The following is a 19,094-nucleotide window of genomic DNA, read 5'->3' as shown; positions in this document are numbered from 1 at the left end:
AATCAAAAAAATGACATACAGATTACCAGAGCTGGCGCGTGTCCAGCCAGCTCACTTGTCCGGTTCGTCGCTTGACCTCGCGCACCATGTGCGCTGTGCCGCCGGTGCCGTCGCCACCGCCGCCGTTCCACAGGCAGATGAAGCGGACGCGGCTCAGGCCCTGGGCCAGCGCGCTGTAGAGCAACCACAGGTTGCAGCGTTCGAAGGCATCCATCTCGCGCCCTTCGCGGTCACGCGGCAGCGGGCCGAGTTCGTCGGGCATGATGCGCGGCGGCAGCGTAACTTTGTCGCGCAGGGCCAGATAGCGCTGGCGCCAGGCCTCGCCGTTGGCGGAGGGGAGGACCGAGGCCTCGATGAAATCGGGTTCTTCAAGCGGCAGCAGCATCTGGAAAGGTACGCCGCGGGCCAGACAGGCTTCGGCGAACAGGATGTCGCCACCGGCTGCGCCCTGGGCGAAAGCGAGGTCGTCCGGGCCGGCGCCGAGGCTGTCGAGCAGTTCGCCGATGCGGGCCGCGGCGATCGGCTCCTTGTCTGCCGGAAAGCGGGGATCGGCCCGGTCAGGGCGGTCGATCATGTGGCCGGAGAAGAGAAAGACCTTGTTCGGCTGGCGCTGGCTGCTCGGTGGCTTGAGGCGCAGCATGGCCCGCTCCAGCGTGGCCAGGGCCATGGTCACGTTCCCCGGGCGGAAGCCGAGCACCGAGAGCAGGGCGAGGTGCTTCCAGGTCGCTTCTAGGGCCAGCCAGTCGTTGTCGGCGTGGGCGATGGCCTCGCGAAAGGCGGTGCCGACGGCGGCCGGATCCTGGTCAATGATGGCCAGCGCACCGAGGTTGGCCAGCGCCCAGAAACGGCAGGCATCGTCGCGCTCGCACGATGCCGCCCAGGCGACGCCGCCGGCCATGATCGCCGCTTCGCGGGCGTAGCGCGCGTCGCCGGTCAGGTCTTGATAGACGTGCATCATCATGACCGCGTTGATGCCCGACAGATAATGACCGGGGCTGGCCCGAAAGGCGCGGCTGTAACTCAGGATGGTGTCGCGCAGCAGGGCGTCTTCGTAGGCGGCGTCGCTGCGCATCTGTTCCGGTGTGTGGCCCTCGATGCGCCAGGCGCTGACCCATTCCTCCTTGTCCAGACGGCCGAGCAGTTCCCAGGCTTCGATGTCGTCCTCGTTGTCGTTGATGAGCGTCTTGAAAGCGGCCCGCGCTTCGTCGGTGCGGCCGAGGTGCTGCAGGCAGACGCCGCGCTGGCGGGCGGCTTCGTGGTTGTCCGGGGCGAATTCCAGCGCCAGGTCGCATTGCTCAAGGGCGAAATTGAAATGCCCCATGCGGCGCAGCGCTTCGCCGGCCTTGAGGTGCGCGGCGACACGCAGCGGGGTGGCCGGGGCTTCGTCGGCCAGGACGAGAATGTCTTCGGGATGATTGGCATTGCGCGCCACCTCGATGCGGGTCGCCCATTCGTCGTGGTTTTCCCAGTATTCCAGCGCATTGCCGACGCGCAAACGCGTCCAGTCCGGCTCTTCGAGATTGGGCAGCAGGCTGTAAACCGGGCTGGTCTTGCGGCCGCGCCAGGCGTTCAGCGTGCTTTTAGCCATGGCGGCCAGTGCTGCGATGTCGGTCGCCAGGGTTTGCGGGTTGGGGGCGCCATCGAGCAGGCGGTAGTTGAGCTTGCGGTCGGTGTAGATGTCGAAGGGCTGGGCGGCGCGCGGCCCCTGGACGAGGATCACGCCACGCGCCCGCAGGGCATGGCGAACGCCGAGTTCGTACCAGACATTGGGGTTGTCCAGCGTCAGGTCGGCGACCACGAGGTCGGCCATCAGCAGTTCCTGGAAAAGGTCGGCGCGGATGTCGCCGGCGCATTGTTCCTCGTCAGCCCGCAGGACTTCGAACCCGGCGCTCTCGAGAGCCGGCCGGATCAGCTCGGCATAAACCCGGTCAAAATCGATCAGGCGGCCGTCATCAGCGGCTTTGATGCCGAACGGCATGGCGACGAAGACATGCAGACTCATGGGCGCCCCTCTGTTGGCCTGACTCATCTGCCGATACCCGATACGATCTTTGGTTCATCGCTGGCGGGCGGTTTACGGTTTTTTTGCGTAGCATTTGGACCTGCCTGCACGCAGGTCGTGATTCATCTTAGACCGATGATCGTGTCATGCCAAGCACCTTTGTCTGGTCGTCGTGGTGATGAATTTCACGGTCAACCGGAAAAAATGGCCAAAAATGAAATGTCACGGCGGCAGTCTGGATGCCCGGCCCAGCCGTCTTTTCCGGAAAGACAGGAATTCAGGCACGAGCGAATCCCGCTTCGACCCTTGCGCCCCGCTTTCAGAACGTGCTATCAGTGCCCGATGATCCTCACTATTCCTTCAGCAGCGATTCCCAAGGCCGTCTTTCCATGAGCTCCCGCAATCCCCGCCGTCGCCTGGCCACCGAGCTTGCCGCAGCGGCCGCCGCCTATCAGGTCGCCGCCGTCATCCCCCATTGCGCCCAGTGCTCCAAGCCGTGTTGCCGACTCGACGTGCTCGTTCTTGAACTGGAATGGAAACAACTCAAGCCCCTCTGGCAGCTAGATGAGTCGCGCCCCGCCTTCGACCGGCGCCTCGCCGCCGGTCAGGGCCCGGAAGAAATCCGGGCCGGAAACGGGCTCTACTACGCCCACAGCAAACCCTGCCCCGCCTACGACCAAAGCTGCGGCGCCTGCCGGGTCTACGACCACGAAGCCAAACCGGTCGGCTGCACCGACTTCCCGGTCTACGAAGATGATGGCTGCGTCATCGCCGACCTGCGCTGCGAAGCCGTAAACCTCGACGCCCTGACCGCCTGGATAGCCCGCGCCGTCGGACCGGTGTATCGCGTCGTCAAATCCGCCGACGCAGAGTTTCCCTTCCTGGTCACGCTGACAGTGAAGCGAGTGGCCGGAAAGGGCTGAAAAGCTTGAATGAAAAAGGGGTGGTTGGCCCCTTTTTTGATTTCAGGAAATGAGTTTCGGGTGGCGTACTGCGGCTCTTCAGACAAAGCTATCACTTAAATACAGCGATATGATCTAATCTCGCGACTATACCTTCCTAGCTGGCCGTCATGCTTGGAGTGAGCGCGATTGGCACGTTGTTAGTAAACTCTGTGAATGAACCTACATCACTCAACTCTGCAACGCCTCGCTTTCGTTAAGTATCTTTACACCTTCGCGACTGAGCAGTCGCGCTCGCCGGAATTGATGGCGGCAGCGTCGCTGCTCACCCTCCATGACGCGACAGAAATGTTCTTGCAGATCGCATCGGAGCATTTAAACGTAGGTAAGCAACAGCCGAATTTCCTGGACTATTGGGATTTCTTCCCGGCCAAGCTAGGTATTCCCGCGTTTCCTCAAAAGGAGAGCATGCGTCGGCTAAACAAGGCTCGTGTATCTCTCAAGCATTCTGGATCCCTGCCGGCGAAGCTCGATATTGAAGCATTCCGTGCGACCGCGACACAGTTCTTTCAAGAGGCAACGAAACTGGTATTTGATGTCGAGTTCGACGACATCTCCCTTGTCGAATATGTGAATCCAGAGGAGGCTCGCGAACACCTGCGAGCAGCAGAGGCGTTGTGTGCTGCTTCGAATTTTGATGATGCAACAACGGAAATCGCGCTGGCGTTTGAGACGATGATCGACGCCTACACCATAGATGCAAATGAATCGGGGACAAGGCGTTCTTTCTTCTTTGGTCGTGACATGGCATTTTTGAGCTCTTTCTCCCTCGGCCTCAGAGGGAGTGAAACCAGAGAAATTGCCCGATTTGTTGACTCAGTGAGAGACTCGATCCAAGCGATGCAAGACGCCATGAGGATAATGGCGCTCGGATTGGACTACAAAAAATACAACCGCTTCGTTGTCTGCCTCCCTTCTATAACGAGGACAATAAGTGGTCAATATATTGTTCAGAAGATGAACTTCCCGAGTCAGCCTCAACCAGATTCCAACTATATTCGGTTCTGCATCAGCTACGTCATAGAGTGCGCGATCCGGCTGGGCGAGCCTGACGGGACTATCTCAGCATCTGGGTAGATACTCCTGAGTTAGTTATTGGAGATATCCAGCGTTCACCTGTCATGGTTAGAGTTAATAGCAATGACCGGAATTGTTTGTGGCTGTCGCCTAAGAATTAAATGCCGAAGGGCCGCTCAGGCCGAAAAGTCGCCCGAAAGGCCCAAACCCCCAGACAAAAAAAGGAGCCAATAGGCTCCTTTTTGATGCTTCGGGATTCGGCATCACCGTCCCGAAAAATGGCTTTTCGACTTAGGCGAAGTTGGCTTCGGCGAACGACCAGTTGACCATCGAGGCCAGGTAGGTTTCGACGAATTTCGGGCGCATGTTGCGGTAGTCGATGTAGTAGGCGTGTTCCCAGACGTCGACGCAGAGCAGGGCCTTGTCGCCGGTGGTCAGCGGGGTGCCGGCGGCGCCCATGTTGACGATGTCGACGGAGCCGTCGGCCTTCTTGACCAGCCAGGTCCAGCCGGAACCGAAGTTGCCGACGGCGGAGGTCTGGAAGGCGGTCTTGAAGGCGTCGAGCGAACCCCACTTGGCGTCGATGGCAGCAGCCAGGGCGCCCTTCGGAGCGCCGCCGCCGTTCGGGGTCAGGCAGTTCCAGAAGAAGGTGTGGTTCCAGACCTGGGCTGCGTTGTTGTAGATGCCGCCGGCCGGGGCCTTCTTGACGATGGCTTCGAGGTCGAGGTTTTCGTACTCGGTGCCCTTGATCAGGTTGTTCAGGTTGGTGACATAGGCCTGATGGTGCTTGCTGTAGTGGTAGTCAAAGGTCTCGGCCGACATGTGCGGGGCGAGGGCGTCTTTGGCAAACGGCAGGGCGGGCAGTTGATGTTCCATTTATGTTCTCCGTTGGGGTTTGATGAGGGGTGAATCGAAAATTCTAGTCAGCTTCCGGGCTGGCGACAACCTGATTTACCGTGGCTTCGGCCGAACCGCTGGCAAAGCGCAGTTTGAGCAGGTCGCCGGGGCTTAATCGGGTGGCGTCGCGGATGGCCCGGCCGTCGGCATCTATGGCAAGTGTATAACCTCGCGACAGGACGGCGTGTGGATCAAGCTGGGTCAGACTGCTGCCAAGTGAATTTAGTTTCCCGGAATATTGAGAAATTGCCCATTGGGTCTGCCGGGACAGACGATATTGCAGGTGGGCGATGCCTTCGGCCAGCTTTTCCGGGCGCGGCCGGGCGCTGGCGTGGCGCAGGCCGAGGGAGTGCAGGCGAACGGCGCAGTGCTCGGTTTGGCGGCGCAGGGCGTGGTGCAGGCGCGAGCCAAGCGTTTCGGCTTCGCGCTGGCGTTGGCGGATGCGTTCGGCCGGGTGCACGAGGCGGGTGGCCAGCCAGTCGAGGCGTTGCAATTGATCGGAGAGCGTGCGGTCCATGCGCCGGCCGAGGTGGTTTTCGAGCTGGGTCAGGTGGTCGAGCAGGGCGTCGCGGTCGGGGCTGGCCAGTTCGGCGGCAGCGGTCGGGGTCGGGGCGCGCAGGTCGGCGGCGAAGTCGGCGATGGTGAAGTCGGTTTCGTGACCGACGCCGGAAATGACAGGAATGGCCGAGGCGTTGATGGCGCGGGCGACGCTTTCTTCGTTGAAGGCCCAGAGATCTTCGATGCTGCCGCCACCACGACACAGGATGATCGCGTCGCAATCGCTGTTGGCCGCCTGGGCGATGGCTTCGGCGATTTTGGCGCCGGCGCCTTCGCCCTGGACGGGGGTGGGGAAGAGCGTGATGGCGACGTGCGGCGCGCGCCGGTGCAGCGTGGTCAGGACGTCGCGCAGGGCGGCGGCCTGCGGGCTGGTTACGACGGCCAGGCGGCGCGGGAAGCTGGGCAGCGCTTTCTTACGGTCAACGGCAAAAATGCCCTCATTTTCAAGTTTGGCCTTGAGTTGCAGGAAGCGCTCGAAAAGGTCGCCCTGGCCGGCCCGGCGGATGGCTTCGACATTGAGCTGGAATTCGCCGCGCGGCTCGTAGAAGGAAACGAGCACGCGGGCTTCGATCTTCTGGCCGTTTTCCAGCCGCCAGCCGAGTACCTGCGCCCGGCTTCGCCACATGACGCAGCGCACTTGGGCACTGGCATCCTTGAGCGAGAAATAAACGTGGCCGGAGGCGGCGTAGGTGAGGTTGGATATTTCGCCGCTGACCCAAGTCAGCGGGAAGGCAGATTCTAGGCAATCCCTGACCTGTCTATTCAGGCTGGATACGCTGAGGACGGAGTTACCGACAGGTTGAATGGCATTTTGCATTTGTCAATTGTAACCCGTGACTAAATTTCTCAGTCATTCGTTGACAGGCTATGTTTTTGTTAAGTCTTTGATTATTAATGCTGTTAATAACATGCCTTGTTTTTTGGCAGAGTATAAAAAGTCCTTTGCTGATTGGGGTTTAGCGCAACTGATGACACTTCATTCACAGACTTATCCACAGCTTTTGGGGATAAGCCGCGCCAACCGCGTCATTTCGTCGCTTGCCCTGCGGCGGGGGGCAGGGCAGAATTGCGGGCTAATATTCCATCAAGGATTACTTCACGTGCTTGAGATCATTAAGGCGGCCGGTTGGCCCATCTATCCCTTGTTGCTGGCTTCGATCATTTCAGTCGCCCTGATTATCGAGCGCGTCGTCGCCCTGCGCCATTCCAAGGTTGTCCCGTCCGGCCTGCTCAAGCGCGCCGTTGGCGAGTTCAAGCGCGGCGCCAACAACGACAAGCTGCTCGAAGATCTTGATGCCCATTCGCCGCTCGGCCGTGTGCTGTCAGCCGGCCTGCGCAACGTCAATGCGTCGCGCGAGATCATGAAGGAATCGATCGAGGAAGCCGGTTCTGCCGTTTCCCACGAGCTGAATCGCTACCTGACGACGCTCGGCACCATCGCCTCGGTCAGCCCGCTCATGGGTCTGTTCGGTACCGTGGTCGGGATGATCGAGATTTTCGGTGCGCAGTCGCCGACCGGTACCAACCCGATGCAACTGGCCCACGGTATTTCCATCGCGCTGTACAACACCGGCTTCGGTCTGGTCATCGCCATTCCCAGCCTGATTGCCTGGCGTCATTTCCGCGCACTGGCCGATGGCTTCGTCGTCGAGATGGAGCAGCAGGCCGTTCGCCTCGTCGAGTACATGCACGGCGACCGGAAGTAAGCGATGAATTTCCAGCGCGGCCGCAGCCGGGAAGAGCCGGAAATCAACCTGATTCCGTTGATCGACGTATTGCTGGTCATCATCATCTTTTTGATGCTGACCACCACCTACGCCAAGTTTTCGGGGCTGGAGATCAATCTGCCGACGGCCGATGCCAGCAAGCAGGCCGAGCAGCCCAACGAGGTCGATGTCGCCGTGACGGCCACCGGCCAGATCCTGATCAACAAATCGCCGTTGGCGACCAGCGACGTCAAGAGCATTGCCGATGGCTTGCGCCGGGCGGCAGGCAGTCGCGAGGATCCGCTGATCGTCATCAACGCCGACGCCAAGGCAACGCATCAAAGCGTCGTCGACGTCATGCAGGCGGCGCAGACGGCCGGTTATCCGCACATTTCCTTCGCCACCCAGAATCGTTGATGTTCGCCCGCTGGCTACAGCGACAGTGGTTCGAGCAACGCCGGCTGACGCCGGCGTTGTGGCTTTTGCTGCCGCTAAGTTGGCTCTACAGCCTGTTGAGCGTGCTCAATCGCCGGCTGGCCAGGCCGGAGCGACTGCCAGTGCCGGTTATCGTCGTCGGCAACCTGATCGTCGGCGGTGCCGGCAAGACGCCGCTGACCCTGTGGCTGGCGCAGCAACTCAAGGCGCGTGGCTGGCGGCCGGGGATTGTCAGCCGGGGTTACGGGCGCAGCGGCGACGGCGTGGTTTTGGTGAGCGCCGATTCAAGGCCGGAAGCGGTCGGCGATGAACCTTTGCTGCTCGCCCGGCGTAGCGGGGTGCCAGTCTGTGTCGGGCGCCAGCGCGCGGCGGCCGGTGCTGCCCTGCTGGCGGCACACCCGGAGGTCAATGTCCTGCTCTGCGACGATGGTTTGCAGCACTACGCGCTGGCCCGCGATGTCGAGCTGGTTGTTTTCGACGGGCGCGGCGCCGGCAATGGCTGGCGTCTGCCGGTCGGGCCGTTGCGCGAACCGCTGGCCCGCCTTGCCACGGTCGACGCGATTATTGGCAATAATTTGAAATCTTCCTTGCCCGCCTCGGCGCCAACTTTTGCCATGACTTTGCAGCCCGGCAGCTTTTATCGACTGGACGACCCGCAGCAAACCTGTCTTGCCGAGAGCCTGCGTGGCCGCGGCGCGCTGCATGCGCTGGCCGGCATCGGCAACCCGGGGCGTTTCTTTCAGACGCTGGAAACGCTGGGATTGAACTGCGAAAATCACCCGTTTCCCGACCATCATCGCTATTCGGCCGCCGATCTGGCTTTCGCCAAGGGCGGCATCCTGCTGATGACTGAGAAGGATGCAGTAAAATGCGCCGGACTGACGGCGGGTGAAACCTGGGTTCTGCCCGTCGAGGCCGAGCTTTCGCCGGCCCTTATTGAATTGATTTTGGAGAAACTCCATGGACGCCAGGCTGCTTGATATTCTCGTCTGCCCGATTTGCAAGGGCAATCTCGAACACCGCAAGGCTGAGAAGGAACTGGTCTGCAAACCCTGCAAACTGGCCTTCCCGATTCGCGACGACATCCCGATCATGCTCGATGACGAAGCGCGCCAGCTCAACGCGGACGGGCAGTAATGTCCGGCCTCGCCTTCAAGGTCGTCATCCCGGCGCGCTACGCGTCAACCCGCTTGCCGGGCAAGCCGCTGCTCGATCTCGGCGGCAAGCCGATGGTCGTCCGGGTGGCCGAGCGGGCGCGTTTGTCGGGCGCCGAGGAAATCTGGGTGGCGACCGATCATGCCGACGTCCGGGCCGCTGCCGAGGCGCACGAAGTCGCCGCGCTCATGACGCGCAGCGACCATCCGACCGGCACCGACCGTCTGGCCGAGGTTGTCGAACAACGTGGCTGGGGCGGCGACACCATCATCGTCAATGTCCAGGGTGACGAACCCTTGATCGAACCCGAAGTCATCCTGCAGACGGCGCGCCAACTGGCGGCCAGCGGCGCTGACATCGCCACCGTCGCTCACCCGATCACCGATCCGGCCGATTTCTTCAACCCGAACGTGGTCAAGGTGGTTTGCCGCGCCGATGGTGATGCAGCCTATTTTTCCCGAGCTCCGATTCCCTATGCGCGGGACCATTTTGCCAAGGAAGCCGGTGGCGAAACCTTGCCGGCGAATTTTCCGGCCTATCGCCACGTCGGCCTGTACGCCTACCGCGCTTCGTTTTTGAAGGCTTTTTCCGGGTTGACCGTGGCGCCGACTGAACACTTCGAATCACTTGAGCAGTTGCGCGCCCTGTGGCATGGCTACCGCATCAGCGTGACGTTGATCGACGCGGCCCCGGCGCCTGGCGTCGATACGCCCGAAGATGCAGAGCGGATGCGCAAACTGTTTGACCGGGCTTGAAATTCCGAGTAATTTTTCGCCTTTAGAGAACGGCCGTCACAGACGCTGAAACGAAGCCGATAACAATAATTTTCAATAGTTAAAAACCCGAGGGACTTTTCATGAAATTGATTTTGTTGGGCGCTCCCGGCGCCGGCAAGGGTACGCAAGCCACATTCATCTCCAAAGAATTTGGCATCCCGCAAATTTCCACCGGCGACATGCTGCGCGCACAAGTCAAAGCCGGCACGCCGCTCGGTCTGGAAGCCAAGAAGCACATGGATGCGGGCGGCCTGGTCCCGGACGCGGTCATTATCGGCATGGTCAAGGATCGTCTGACCCAGGATGACTGTAAGAACGGTTACCTGTTCGACGGCTTCCCGCGCACCATTCCCCAAGCCCAGGCCATGCGTGATGCTGGCGTGCCGCTTGATGTCGTGCTGGAAATCGATGTGCCAGACAGCGATATCGTTGAGCGTATGGCGGGCCGTCGGGCTCACCTGGCTTCCGGTCGCACCTACCACGTCAAGTTCAACCCACCGAAGGTCGAGGGCAAGGACGACGTGACCGGTGAGCCGCTGGTCCAGCGCGACGACGACAAGGAAGAAACCGTCAAGAAGCGCCTCGAGATCTACCATTCACAAACCAAGCCGCTGGTCGATTTCTATACCAAATGGACGGCCGAAGGCGATGCCAAGGCCCCGAAGGTACGCAAGGTGGCTGGTGTCGGTAGCGTCGATGGCATCACCAAGAGCGTTTTTGAAGCGCTGAAATAAGGGCAGAAGATGACGGTAAAAAACGCCTTCTACGCACAGTCAGGGGGCGTTACCGCCGTCATCAATGCGACGGCGTGCGGCCTGATCCAGGAAGCACGTTGTCATAGCGACAAGATCGGGAAAGTGTACGCCGGCCGCGATGGCATCATCGGCGCGCTGACCGAAGACCTTATCGATACCAGCCTCGAATCCGACGAGGATATTGCCCGCCTGCGCTCGACGCCGGGCGGCGCCTTCGGTTCCTGCCGCTACAAACTGAAAAGTCTTGAAGAACATCGCGCCCAGTACGAGCGCCTGATCGATGTCTTCAAGGCGCACGACATCGGTTATTTCTTCTACAACGGCGGCAACGACTCCATGGACACCGCCTGGAAAGTGTCGCAGATCGCCGAAAAGATGGGCTATCCCGTAGTTTGCGTCGGCGTCCCGAAGACTGTCGACAACGATCTGCCGCTGACCGATTGTTGCCCGGGATTCGGTTCGGTCGCCAAGTATGTCGCCACCTCGATCCGCGAAGCCGGTTATGACGTCGCCTCGATGGCGCGGACCTCAACCAAGATTTTCGTTCTCGAAGTCATGGGCCGTCACGCCGGCTGGATTACCGCCGCCTGTGGTCTGGCTTCGGAAAATGTCGGCGAACCGCCGCACATCCTGCTTTTTCCGGAAGTCCCGTTCGATCCGGAGCGCTTTCTGGCTCGTGCTGATGAATGCGTCAAGCTGTATGGCTATTGCACTGTCGCCGTTTCCGAAGGCTTGTCCGATGCTTCCGGCAAGCTGATTGCCGAATCCGGGACCAAGGATGCTTTCGGGCACTCCCAACTGGGGGGCGTCGGGCAGATCGTGGCGCAACTGATCAAGGACAGGCTCGGCTACAAATACCACTGGGCTTTGGCCGATTACCTGCAACGCTCGGCCCGCCATCTGGCATCGCGAACCGACATCGAACAGGCCCATGCCCTCGGCGTTGCTGCGGTGGACCTCGCTTTGCGGGGCAAAAACGCGGTGATGGCGACCATCAATCGCCTGGCCGATGCGCCGTATCGCTGGGAAATCGGCGATGCGCCGCTCAAGGACATCGCGAATGTCGAACGCAAGATGCCTCCCGAATTCATCTCGGCAGATGGTTTCCACATCACCGATGCCTGCCGTGCCTACCTGCAACCGCTGATCGAAGGCGAGGAGCCGCCACCGTACCGCAAGGGGCTCCCCGATTATGTGCGTTTGAAGAACGTTTCCATTACTAGAAAGCTGGGGGCGTTCAACGTGTAGTTCCATCAATCTAGGGAGGGAGTGTATGTCTACACCGTTGTGGTTGGCGCTTGGATGCGCCGTTCTAGCAGTGTTGTACGGCTGGGTTTCCAGTCAGCAGATCCTCGCGTTGCCAGCCGGCAACGAGCGCATGAGAGAGATTGCCAAGGCAATTCAGGAAGGCGCGGAGGCATACCTCAGCCGACAGTACAAGACCATCGCCATGGTCGGTATTGTCCTCTTCCTGGTGATCGGTTTTATTCCCAAGCTGGGCTGGCTGACTGCCTTCGGTTTCCTGATCGGCGCCGTGCTTTCCGGTGCCGCCGGCTTTATCGGCATGAACGTTTCGGTGCGCGCCAACGTGCGCACGGCCGAAGCAGCGCGCAGCGGCATTTCGGCTGCGCTTGATGTGGCCTTCAAGGGCGGGGCGATTACCGGCATGCTGGTGGTCGGGCTCGGGCTGCTCGGTGTCGCAGGTTACTTTGCTTTTCTCAAGTCGGCCAACGGCCCCGGCGCCGACTTGCACCATGTCATCGAACCGCTGGTCGGCCTGGCTTTCGGCTCATCGCTGATTTCGATCTTTGCCCGTCTGGGCGGCGGTATCTTCACCAAGGGGGCTGACGTTGGCGCCGACCTGGTGGGCAAGGTCGAGGCTGGTATTCCCGAGGACGACCCGCGTAACCCGGCGGTGATCGCCGACAACGTCGGTGACAACGTTGGCGACTGCGCCGGCATGGCCGCTGACCTCTTCGAGACCTACGTCGTGACCGTGGTGGCAACCATGGTTCTGGCTGCGCTGATCATCAAGACGGCAACAGGTCTGGGCGAAAACTTTGTGCTCTATCCCCTGGCGCTGGGCGGCGTGTCGATCATCGCCTCCATCGTCGGTTGCTATTTCGTCAAGGCGACCGAAGGCGGCAAGATCATGGCGGCCCTCTATCGCGGCCTGATCGTCGCCGGTGTGCTGGCCCTGATCTTCTATTACCCGGTGACATCCTGGTTGATCGGCGCCGGTGCCACGCTGCCCGACGGCAGTGTGATCAACACCATGACCATGTTTGGCTGCTCCGTCGTCGGCCTTGTGCTGACCGCCGCGCTGGTCTGGATTACCGAGTACTACACCGGCACCGACTACGCGCCGGTGAAGCACGTTGCTGCCGCTTGTCAGACTGGCCACGCCACCAACATCATCGCCGGTATCGGTGTTTCGATGAAGTCGACCGCCTGGCCGGTGCTCTCGGTCTGTGCTGCGATCTATGCAGCCTTTGCCATGGGCGGGCTGTTCGGTATCGCCATTGCTGCTACCTCCATGCTGTCGATGGCCGGTATCGTCGTGGCGCTTGATGCCTACGGCCCGATCACCGACAACGCCGGTGGTATCGCCGAAATGGCCGAACTGCCGAAGGAAGTGCGCAACGTTACCGATCCGCTGGATGCTGTCGGCAATACGACCAAGGCCGTGACCAAGGGCTACGCCATCGGCTCTGCCGGTCTGGCCGCGCTGGTGCTTTTTGCTGACTACACCCATGGTCTGGAGGCAGTTTCGGGCAAGGTCTTCACCTTCGATCTGTCGAATCACCTGGTCATCATCGGCCTCTTCATCGGCGGCCTGATTCCCTTCCTGTTTGGCGCCATGGCCATGGAAGCAGTCGGCCGTTCGGCCAGTGCGGTGGTCGTCGAGGTCCGTCGTCAGTTCAAGGAAATTCCGGGGATCATGGAAGGGACGGCCAAGCCGGATTATTCCCGTGCCGTGGATATGTTGACCGTGGCGGCGATCAAGGAAATGATGATCCCGTCCATCCTGCCGGTCGCCGTGCCTATCGTCGTCGGTCTGGTCCTCGGTCCGGTCGCCCTCGGTGGCTTGTTGGTGGGTACCATCGTGACCGGCCTGTTCGTCGCCATTTCGATGACGACCGGTGGCGGTGCCTGGGACAATGCCAAGAAGTACATTGAAGATGGTCACTACGGCGGCAAGGGTTCCGATGCCCACAAGGCAGCTGTGACGGGCGATACTGTCGGCGATCCCTATAAGGATACGGCCGGGCCGGCTGTTAATCCGCTGATCAAGATCATCAACCTGGTTGCACTGTTGATTGTTCCGTTGATTGCCTGATTTGCGGTATTGTTTTGAAGAGGCGGCTTCGGCCGCCTTTTTTACATTTCTTTGATTTGCAATTTTCAAGCCAAGTTAGAATCTGTAAAAGAAATTTGGGAGTGGCATGAGCGAAGTTGCAAGCGGTTCCGCCGGCGTCGGCAATTCCGGTGTGCGGGAAGATCTCCTGCACCATGATCCTTTGCTGGATTGTCTGGTCGAGTTGACACGAATTTACGGGCGCCCGAGCACGCGGGCGGCACTGGTTGCCGGACTGCCACTGGAGAAAGGCTCGCTGACGCCTTCGTTGTTTGGCCGCGCAGCAAGTCGTGCCGGGCTTTCCGCCAAGGTAGTCAAGCGTTCGCTGGAACGCATCAATGATGCGCTCCTGCCTGCTGTGCTCTTGCTGGAGGGTGACGAAGCCTGCGTTTTGCTCGGCTGGGACGAGTCCGGCCAAACAGCCCGCTTGCTGTTTCCGGAAACCGGGCAGGGCTCCCACCAGATGGCGCGTGAAGACTTGGTCCGTCGGTATACGGGAATAGCGATTTTCGCCCGGCCGCATTTCCGCTTTGACAGCCGCACTCCGCAGGTTGGCGATATCAAGCTCCGCCATTGGTTCTGGGGCGCTTTGGCCGAGCAGATGCCGATCTATCGCGATGTCCTCGGCGCAGCCTTGCTGATCAACGTGATGGCGCTAGCCATGCCGTTGTTCACGATGAATGTCTATGATCGCGTCGTCCCCAACCGAGCGATGGAAACCCTTTGGGTGCTGGCCCTGGGGATAGTCTTGATCATCGGTGTTGATATGGTTCTACGCTCCTTGCGTGGTTACTTCATCGATCTGGCTGGCGCGCGTATCGATATAAAGCTTTCTGCCTCGATCATGGAGCGCGTGCTCGGTGTGCGCATGGAGGCGAGGCCGGCGGCGGTTGGCGCATTTGCCTCGAATCTCCGTTCCTTTGAGTCAGTGCGGGATTTCATTACGTCGGCATCGGTCACTGCTTTCATCGACCTTCCTTTTGCCCTGCTTTTCGTTCTGGTGATTGCGCTGATTGCCTGGCAACTGATCATCCCGGTGTTGCTGGCCATCGTCTTCGTGGTGATCTATGCCTATGTGCTTCAACACAAGATGCACGCACTTTCGGAAACGACCTATCGGGCGGGAGCCTTGCGCAATGCGACCTTGATCGAAAGCCTGACCGCGCTGGAAACGATCAAGACGCAAGGCGCCGAAGGGCTGATGCAGGCCAAGTGGGAAAAAACGGTTTCCTACGTCGCCGGGATAAATAATCAGATGCGTTTTCTGTCTGCCGCCGCGACAAACGGGGCAATGGAAATTCAGCAGATCGTCAATGTCGTGGTCGTCATCGCCGGGGTTTATCTGATTGGCGATGGGCGGCTCAGCATGGGCGGCCTGATCGCCTGCACGATGCTGACTTCGCGGGCGGTGGCGCCCTTGGGGCAGATGGTTGGTCTGTTGATGCAATATCACAATGCCAAGGTGGCGCTGACCTCGCTCGAGCAGATCATGCACAACCCGGTTGAACGACCTGCCGATGCCAATTTTGTGCATCGTCCGGAATTGAAGGGAAATATCGAATTTTGCGATGTCCAGTTCAGCTATCCGAATTGCCAGATTGCTGCCTTGAAGGGTTTGAACTGCAAGATCAGCGAAGGCGAAAAGGTCGTGGTGATCGGCCGCATCGGGTCAGGCAAGACGACCCTGCAGAAATTGCTGCTCGGCCTGTATCAGCCGACCGGCGGGGCGGTCAGCATTGACGGAGTGGACCTTCGCCAGCTCGACCCGGCTGATCTTCGGCGCAATATCGGCTACGTCGCGCAGGATGTCACTTTGTTCTATGGCACGCTGCGCGAGAACATCTCGATCGGTGCGCCCTACGCCGACGATGCCACCATCGTGGCGGCCGCCGAGGCCGGCGGCTTGACCGAGTTCGTCAATCGCCATCCGGACGGTTTTGACATGATGATCGGCGAGCGAGGTGATTCCCTCTCCGGCGGTCAGCGGCAGGGCGTGGCGATTGCCCGCGCCTTCCTCATGGATCCGCCGATCCTGTTGCTTGACGAACCAACCAGCGCGATGGACTTTTCCTCGGAACAGCAATTCAAGGAACGCCTGAAGGTCATGGCGGCGCACAAGACGGTTTTGATCGTGACCCATCGCAACAGCCTGCTTGACCTTGCCACCCGGGTGCTCGTCGTCGACGACGGTCGTATCGTTGCCGACGGTCCGCGCGACCAGGTCATTCAGGCGCTGCAGAGCGGCCGGATCGGGAGGGCGTCATGAAGCGCCTGAAAGCGATTCTGGGGGCGGTGCATGCGTGGCTGGAGAGCGTTGCCGGAAGGGGGGCACCGTATGTCGAGCGTATTCTCGGGCGCCTGCCGAACAGGGAAGAGATCGAAGTCGTTGATTTTGCCACCGATGCCGATTTGGCGATGCTGCGCCAGGAACCCCTCCGGGCGCGCGTGCTCTTGCGTTCGATCGGAATTGTTTTTGCTGTTTTCGTCATGTGGTCGGCCGTCGCTCAACTAGACGAAGTGACGCGCGGCGAGGGCAAAGTCATTCCTTCACGGCAGGTTCAGGTATTGCAAAGCATCGATGGTGGCCTTGTGTCCGAGATACTGGTGCGCGAAGGTGAGATTGTTCAACCCGAGCAGTTGCTGATCAAAATCGATGAAACCCGGTTCGTTTCTTCCGTCAAGGAAAACCAGGCTCAATATCTCGGGTTGGTGGCCAGAGCGGCCCGCCTGCGCGCCATTTCAGAGGGCAAGCCTTTCGTTCCTCCGCAGGAAGTCATGAAGGCCGATCCTTCCATCGTCGAGCAGGAACGCCAGTTTTATGAAGCGAGAAACAGCGAGCTGACGGCATCGGTTTCAATCGCGCGCCAGCAACTCAGCCAGCGTCAGCAGGAACTGAATGAGGCTCAAGCGAAGCGCGCCCAGGCATCACAGGGTTATGAACTGACTTCAAAAGAGCTGGCTGTAACGCGTCCGTTGATCAATTCGGGGGCGATTTCAGAAGTCGAGTTGCTGCGTCTGGAGCGTGATGTCTCCCGCTATCGCGGCGAGCGCGACATGGCTTCAGCCCAGATTTCCCGGGTTCAGTCATCGATCAACGAAGCGCAACGCAAGATCGAGGAGGTCGAACTGACCTTCCGTAACGATGCCAGCAAGGAGCTTTCGGAAGTTATGTCCAAGCTGAATAGCCTGGCTGAAGGAAGCGTTGCCCTGACAGACCGGGTCAAACAGTCGTCAATCCGCTCACCCGTCAAGGGTACGGTCAAGCGTCTGCTGGTCAATACCGTCGGCGGGGTCATCCAGCCCGGCAAGGACATGATCGAGATCGTCCCTCTCGAAGACACTTTGTTGCTTGAAGCGCGCGTATTGCCGCGGGATATTGCCTTCCTGCGGCCAGGGCAGCCGGTGATCGTCAAATTCACCGCATATGACTTTTCAATCTACGGCGGCCTTGATGGAACGCTCGAACATATCGGCGCCGATACCGTGATGGACGATAAAGGAAATGCTTTCTACACGGTACGGGTGCGTACCAGCAAGCCTGGTTTCGGCGATGCCAACCTGCCGATCATTCCCGGCATGATTGCCGAGGTCGATATTTTGACGGGCAAGAAGAGTGTTCTTGCCTATATGCTCAAGCCGGTCTTGCGGGCCAAGAGTGTCGCGTTGACGGAGCGTTGATGATTCATTGCTTTGTTGACCGCGATGCACAGGCGCTGCCATCGTGGCTGGAGGCCTTTCCGCAGGCTCAGGTAGTGAGCCGTCAAGAGGCACAGGAGTCTGTTTCCGGTGGCCCAGGCATTCTCTGGTGCCGTTGCCAGCCTCAGGAAAGTCTCGCAGCGATATTGGGCGCGTTGACCATTTCGCCAACGCAGATAGTTGTCGTCCTGGCCGACGAGCCCGGTGATGCCATCATTGCCGAAGCCTGCGCCCTGGGTGCCTCGGGCTGTTGCAATACCCATGCAGCCCCGGAAGTGCTGCGTCAGGTGGCGCTTGTTGTCGAAAATGGCGGGCTGTGGATTGGCCAGTCCTTGCTGCAAAGACTGGTCGGCAGCACGTCGAGGGCGCTCGAGGGGAGTCCCGAGGCCAAGGTGGACACCTGGTCAGCGCTGCTTTCCGAGCGCGAGTCACAGGTGGCGAAGCTCGTCGCTGGCGGCGCCAGCAACAAGGAAATTGCCGACCAGCTTTCAATTACTGAAAGAACGGTCAAGGCGCATTTGTCGGCAATTTTCGAGAAACTTGGCTTGCGCGACCGCCTTCAGCTTTCATTGCGCATCAACGGCGTGAATCTGTAGCGAGATATCTGCCAAGAGCTTGGCGCTCGGGTCTTGAAATGCCGACAGGTCGATTGCCACGGTCAACCGGAAATTTTTGCCAAATTTGCAATTTCCAAGAGACGCAAATTGCTCACCCATTCGCCGGGGCGAAGTGCCCTAGAGCGTGAAATAACTCACATTTTGTCGCCATACTGTACTTTGGTTCAATAGCGTGCTGGTCTTGATCCGCTTACACTTTTAGCATTGTTAATAGTGTCTGGAGTTTCACCATGGCTCAAGCCCAAGTTGTCGCCCAAGTTTCCGTTCTTTCAGGTCAAGCATTTGCGCGGGACAGCGCAGGAAATATGCGCCGCCTCAAGCTCGGAGAGGCGATACGCGAGGGTGAGAGCGTCGTCGCAGCCGATGGTGCCAAGGTCGTCCTGACGCTTGCCGATGGTCGTGAAATCGACGTCCGCCCGGGCGAAACAGCGAAAATCGACGCCGAAGTCGCCGCAGCGATCAAGCCTGATGCCACCGACAGCGCAGTGGTTAATAACCAGGACGGCTTCAAGAAGATCGCTTCGGCCCTGAAGTCAGGCAGCGATCTTGATACCCTGCTCGAAGAAGAAGCGCCGGCGGCCGGCCTTGTCGGTCAAGGCGGAGACGAAGGCCACACCTTCGTAGAACTTTTGCGGATCGTCGAAACAGTCGATCCTCTTGCCTACCAGTTCGGAACCGAGCGCGGCCGTCCGTTGGAGACATTCGAAGGCGCACTCCAATCATCCAGTGAGCTATCGGTTTTCAATGCGGGAAGCGACTTCGTCGTTGATGAAGCTGCCGGCACTATCACCTTCACAGTGACCAGAAGTGGCGCGTTGGATCAGCCCGCCAGCGTTACCTACAGCACGGCGGATGGTACGGCGGTAGCTGGTAGCGACTATACCGCAGCCAGTGGTGTGCTCAATTTTGCCGCCGGCGAAACGAGCAAGACGGTGACCGTTGCGCTAAACAACGATACACGCTTCGAAGGCCCCGAAACGGTGAGCCTGAACCTGAGCGCGCCGGTCAATGCGACTCTGGATGACGCAACTCAGGTTGGCACCATCGTCGATGATGGCCGTACCCTGCCGCCGGGTGTCCCGGCCAACGATGATCGTCCGGTCTTCAACATGGGTTCGGACTTCGTCGTTGATGAAGCCGCCGGCACCATCACCTTCACG

General features: G+C 59.9%; 17 protein-coding genes. 14 read left to right on the top strand and 3 right to left on the bottom strand.

Annotated features, from left to right (window positions below; translation table 11 throughout):
- Positions 1–22: 22 nt before the first annotated feature.
- Positions 23–2,002: a tetratricopeptide repeat protein gene (locus tag WBK19_RS17945; protein ID WP_511292179.1), complete on the bottom strand. Its 1,980-nt coding sequence runs from the start codon at positions 2,000–2,002 to the stop codon at positions 23–25.
- A 389-nt stretch (positions 2,003–2,391) separates the two neighbouring features.
- Between WBK19_RS17945 and WBK19_RS17940 the strand changes: the two genes are divergently transcribed.
- Both WBK19_RS17940 and WBK19_RS17935 read left to right on the top strand, forming a co-directional pair.
- On the top strand, positions 2,392–2,925 hold the full coding sequence (locus WBK19_RS17940) for a hypothetical protein (protein WP_511292177.1): 534 nt from the start codon (positions 2,392–2,394) through the stop codon (positions 2,923–2,925).
- A 195-nt stretch (positions 2,926–3,120) separates the two neighbouring features.
- A complete protein-coding gene (locus WBK19_RS17935; RefSeq protein WP_511292175.1) occupies positions 3,121–4,041 on the top strand; it encodes a hypothetical protein in 921 nt (306 codons plus the stop codon).
- 231 nt (positions 4,042–4,272) lie between these two features.
- Here WBK19_RS17935 and WBK19_RS17930 read toward each other — a convergent pair whose 3' ends face one another.
- Positions 4,273–4,857 carry a superoxide dismutase gene (locus tag WBK19_RS17930; protein ID WP_511271609.1) on the bottom strand — a complete coding sequence of 195 codons (585 nt, stop codon included), beginning with the start codon at positions 4,855–4,857 and terminating at the stop codon, positions 4,273–4,275.
- A gap of 43 nt (positions 4,858–4,900) precedes the next feature.
- On the bottom strand, positions 4,901–6,253 hold the full coding sequence (gene xseA / locus WBK19_RS17925; protein WP_511292173.1) for an exodeoxyribonuclease VII large subunit: 1,353 nt from the start codon (positions 6,251–6,253) through the stop codon (positions 4,901–4,903).
- 283 nt (positions 6,254–6,536) lie between these two features.
- Between xseA and WBK19_RS17920 the strand changes: the two genes are divergently transcribed.
- The 12 genes from WBK19_RS17920 to WBK19_RS17865 form a co-directional block, all read left to right on the top strand.
- Positions 6,537–7,142 (top strand): MotA/TolQ/ExbB proton channel family protein, encoded by a 606-nt coding sequence (locus WBK19_RS17920; RefSeq protein ID WP_511292171.1) that lies wholly within the window; start codon positions 6,537–6,539, stop codon positions 7,140–7,142.
- A gap of 3 nt (positions 7,143–7,145) precedes the next feature.
- Positions 7,146–7,559: an ExbD/TolR family protein gene (locus WBK19_RS17915; RefSeq protein ID WP_511292169.1), complete on the top strand. Its 414-nt coding sequence runs from the start codon at positions 7,146–7,148 to the stop codon at positions 7,557–7,559.
- Positions 7,559–8,557: a tetraacyldisaccharide 4'-kinase gene (gene lpxK / locus WBK19_RS17910; RefSeq protein WP_511292167.1), complete on the top strand. Its 999-nt coding sequence runs from the start codon at positions 7,559–7,561 to the stop codon at positions 8,555–8,557. Before WBK19_RS17915 ends, lpxK begins: the two co-directional genes overlap by 1 nt.
- On the top strand, positions 8,538–8,714 hold the full coding sequence (locus WBK19_RS17905) for a Trm112 family protein (RefSeq protein WP_511292165.1): 177 nt from the start codon (positions 8,538–8,540) through the stop codon (positions 8,712–8,714). The genes lpxK and WBK19_RS17905 overlap by 20 nt, the downstream gene beginning before the upstream one ends.
- Positions 8,714–9,487, top strand: coding sequence for a 3-deoxy-manno-octulosonate cytidylyltransferase (kdsB, locus tag WBK19_RS17900; protein WP_511292163.1), 774 nt, complete (start codon positions 8,714–8,716; stop codon positions 9,485–9,487). The genes WBK19_RS17905 and kdsB overlap by 1 nt, the downstream gene beginning before the upstream one ends.
- A 101-nt stretch (positions 9,488–9,588) precedes the next feature.
- Complete coding sequence (adk, locus tag WBK19_RS17895) at positions 9,589–10,242, top strand: adenylate kinase (protein ID WP_511292161.1); 654 nt, start codon at positions 9,589–9,591, stop codon at positions 10,240–10,242.
- A 9-nt stretch (positions 10,243–10,251) separates the two neighbouring features.
- Positions 10,252–11,511 carry a 6-phosphofructokinase gene (locus tag WBK19_RS17890; protein WP_511292159.1) on the top strand — a complete coding sequence of 420 codons (1,260 nt, stop codon included), beginning with the start codon at positions 10,252–10,254 and terminating at the stop codon, positions 11,509–11,511.
- A 25-nt stretch (positions 11,512–11,536) separates the two neighbouring features.
- Positions 11,537–13,603, top strand: a complete 2,067-nt coding sequence (locus WBK19_RS17885) for a sodium-translocating pyrophosphatase (protein WP_511292157.1) — start codon at positions 11,537–11,539, stop codon at positions 13,601–13,603.
- A gap of 106 nt (positions 13,604–13,709) precedes the next feature.
- Complete coding sequence (locus WBK19_RS17880) at positions 13,710–15,887, top strand: type I secretion system permease/ATPase (protein WP_511292155.1); 2,178 nt, start codon at positions 13,710–13,712, stop codon at positions 15,885–15,887.
- Entirely contained in the window at positions 15,884–17,299 is a 1,416-nt protein-coding gene (locus WBK19_RS17875; RefSeq protein ID WP_511292153.1) for an HlyD family type I secretion periplasmic adaptor subunit, read from the top strand. Before WBK19_RS17880 ends, WBK19_RS17875 begins: the two co-directional genes overlap by 4 nt.
- Positions 17,299–17,913, top strand: coding sequence for a response regulator transcription factor (locus WBK19_RS17870; RefSeq protein WP_511292151.1), 615 nt, complete (start codon positions 17,299–17,301; stop codon positions 17,911–17,913). Before WBK19_RS17875 ends, WBK19_RS17870 begins: the two co-directional genes overlap by 1 nt.
- 251 nt (positions 17,914–18,164) lie before the next feature.
- Positions 18,165–19,094 (top strand): retention module-containing protein (locus tag WBK19_RS17865; RefSeq protein WP_511292149.1); only part of this gene is annotated, 930 nt, incomplete at its 3' end.

Source organism: Azonexus sp. (assembly GCF_049652925.1).
Taxonomy (GTDB): Bacteria; Pseudomonadota; Gammaproteobacteria; order Burkholderiales; family Rhodocyclaceae; genus Azonexus.
The sequence above is the reverse complement of the archived record's forward strand: the minus strand, read 5'-3'. Positions and strand labels throughout refer to the sequence as shown.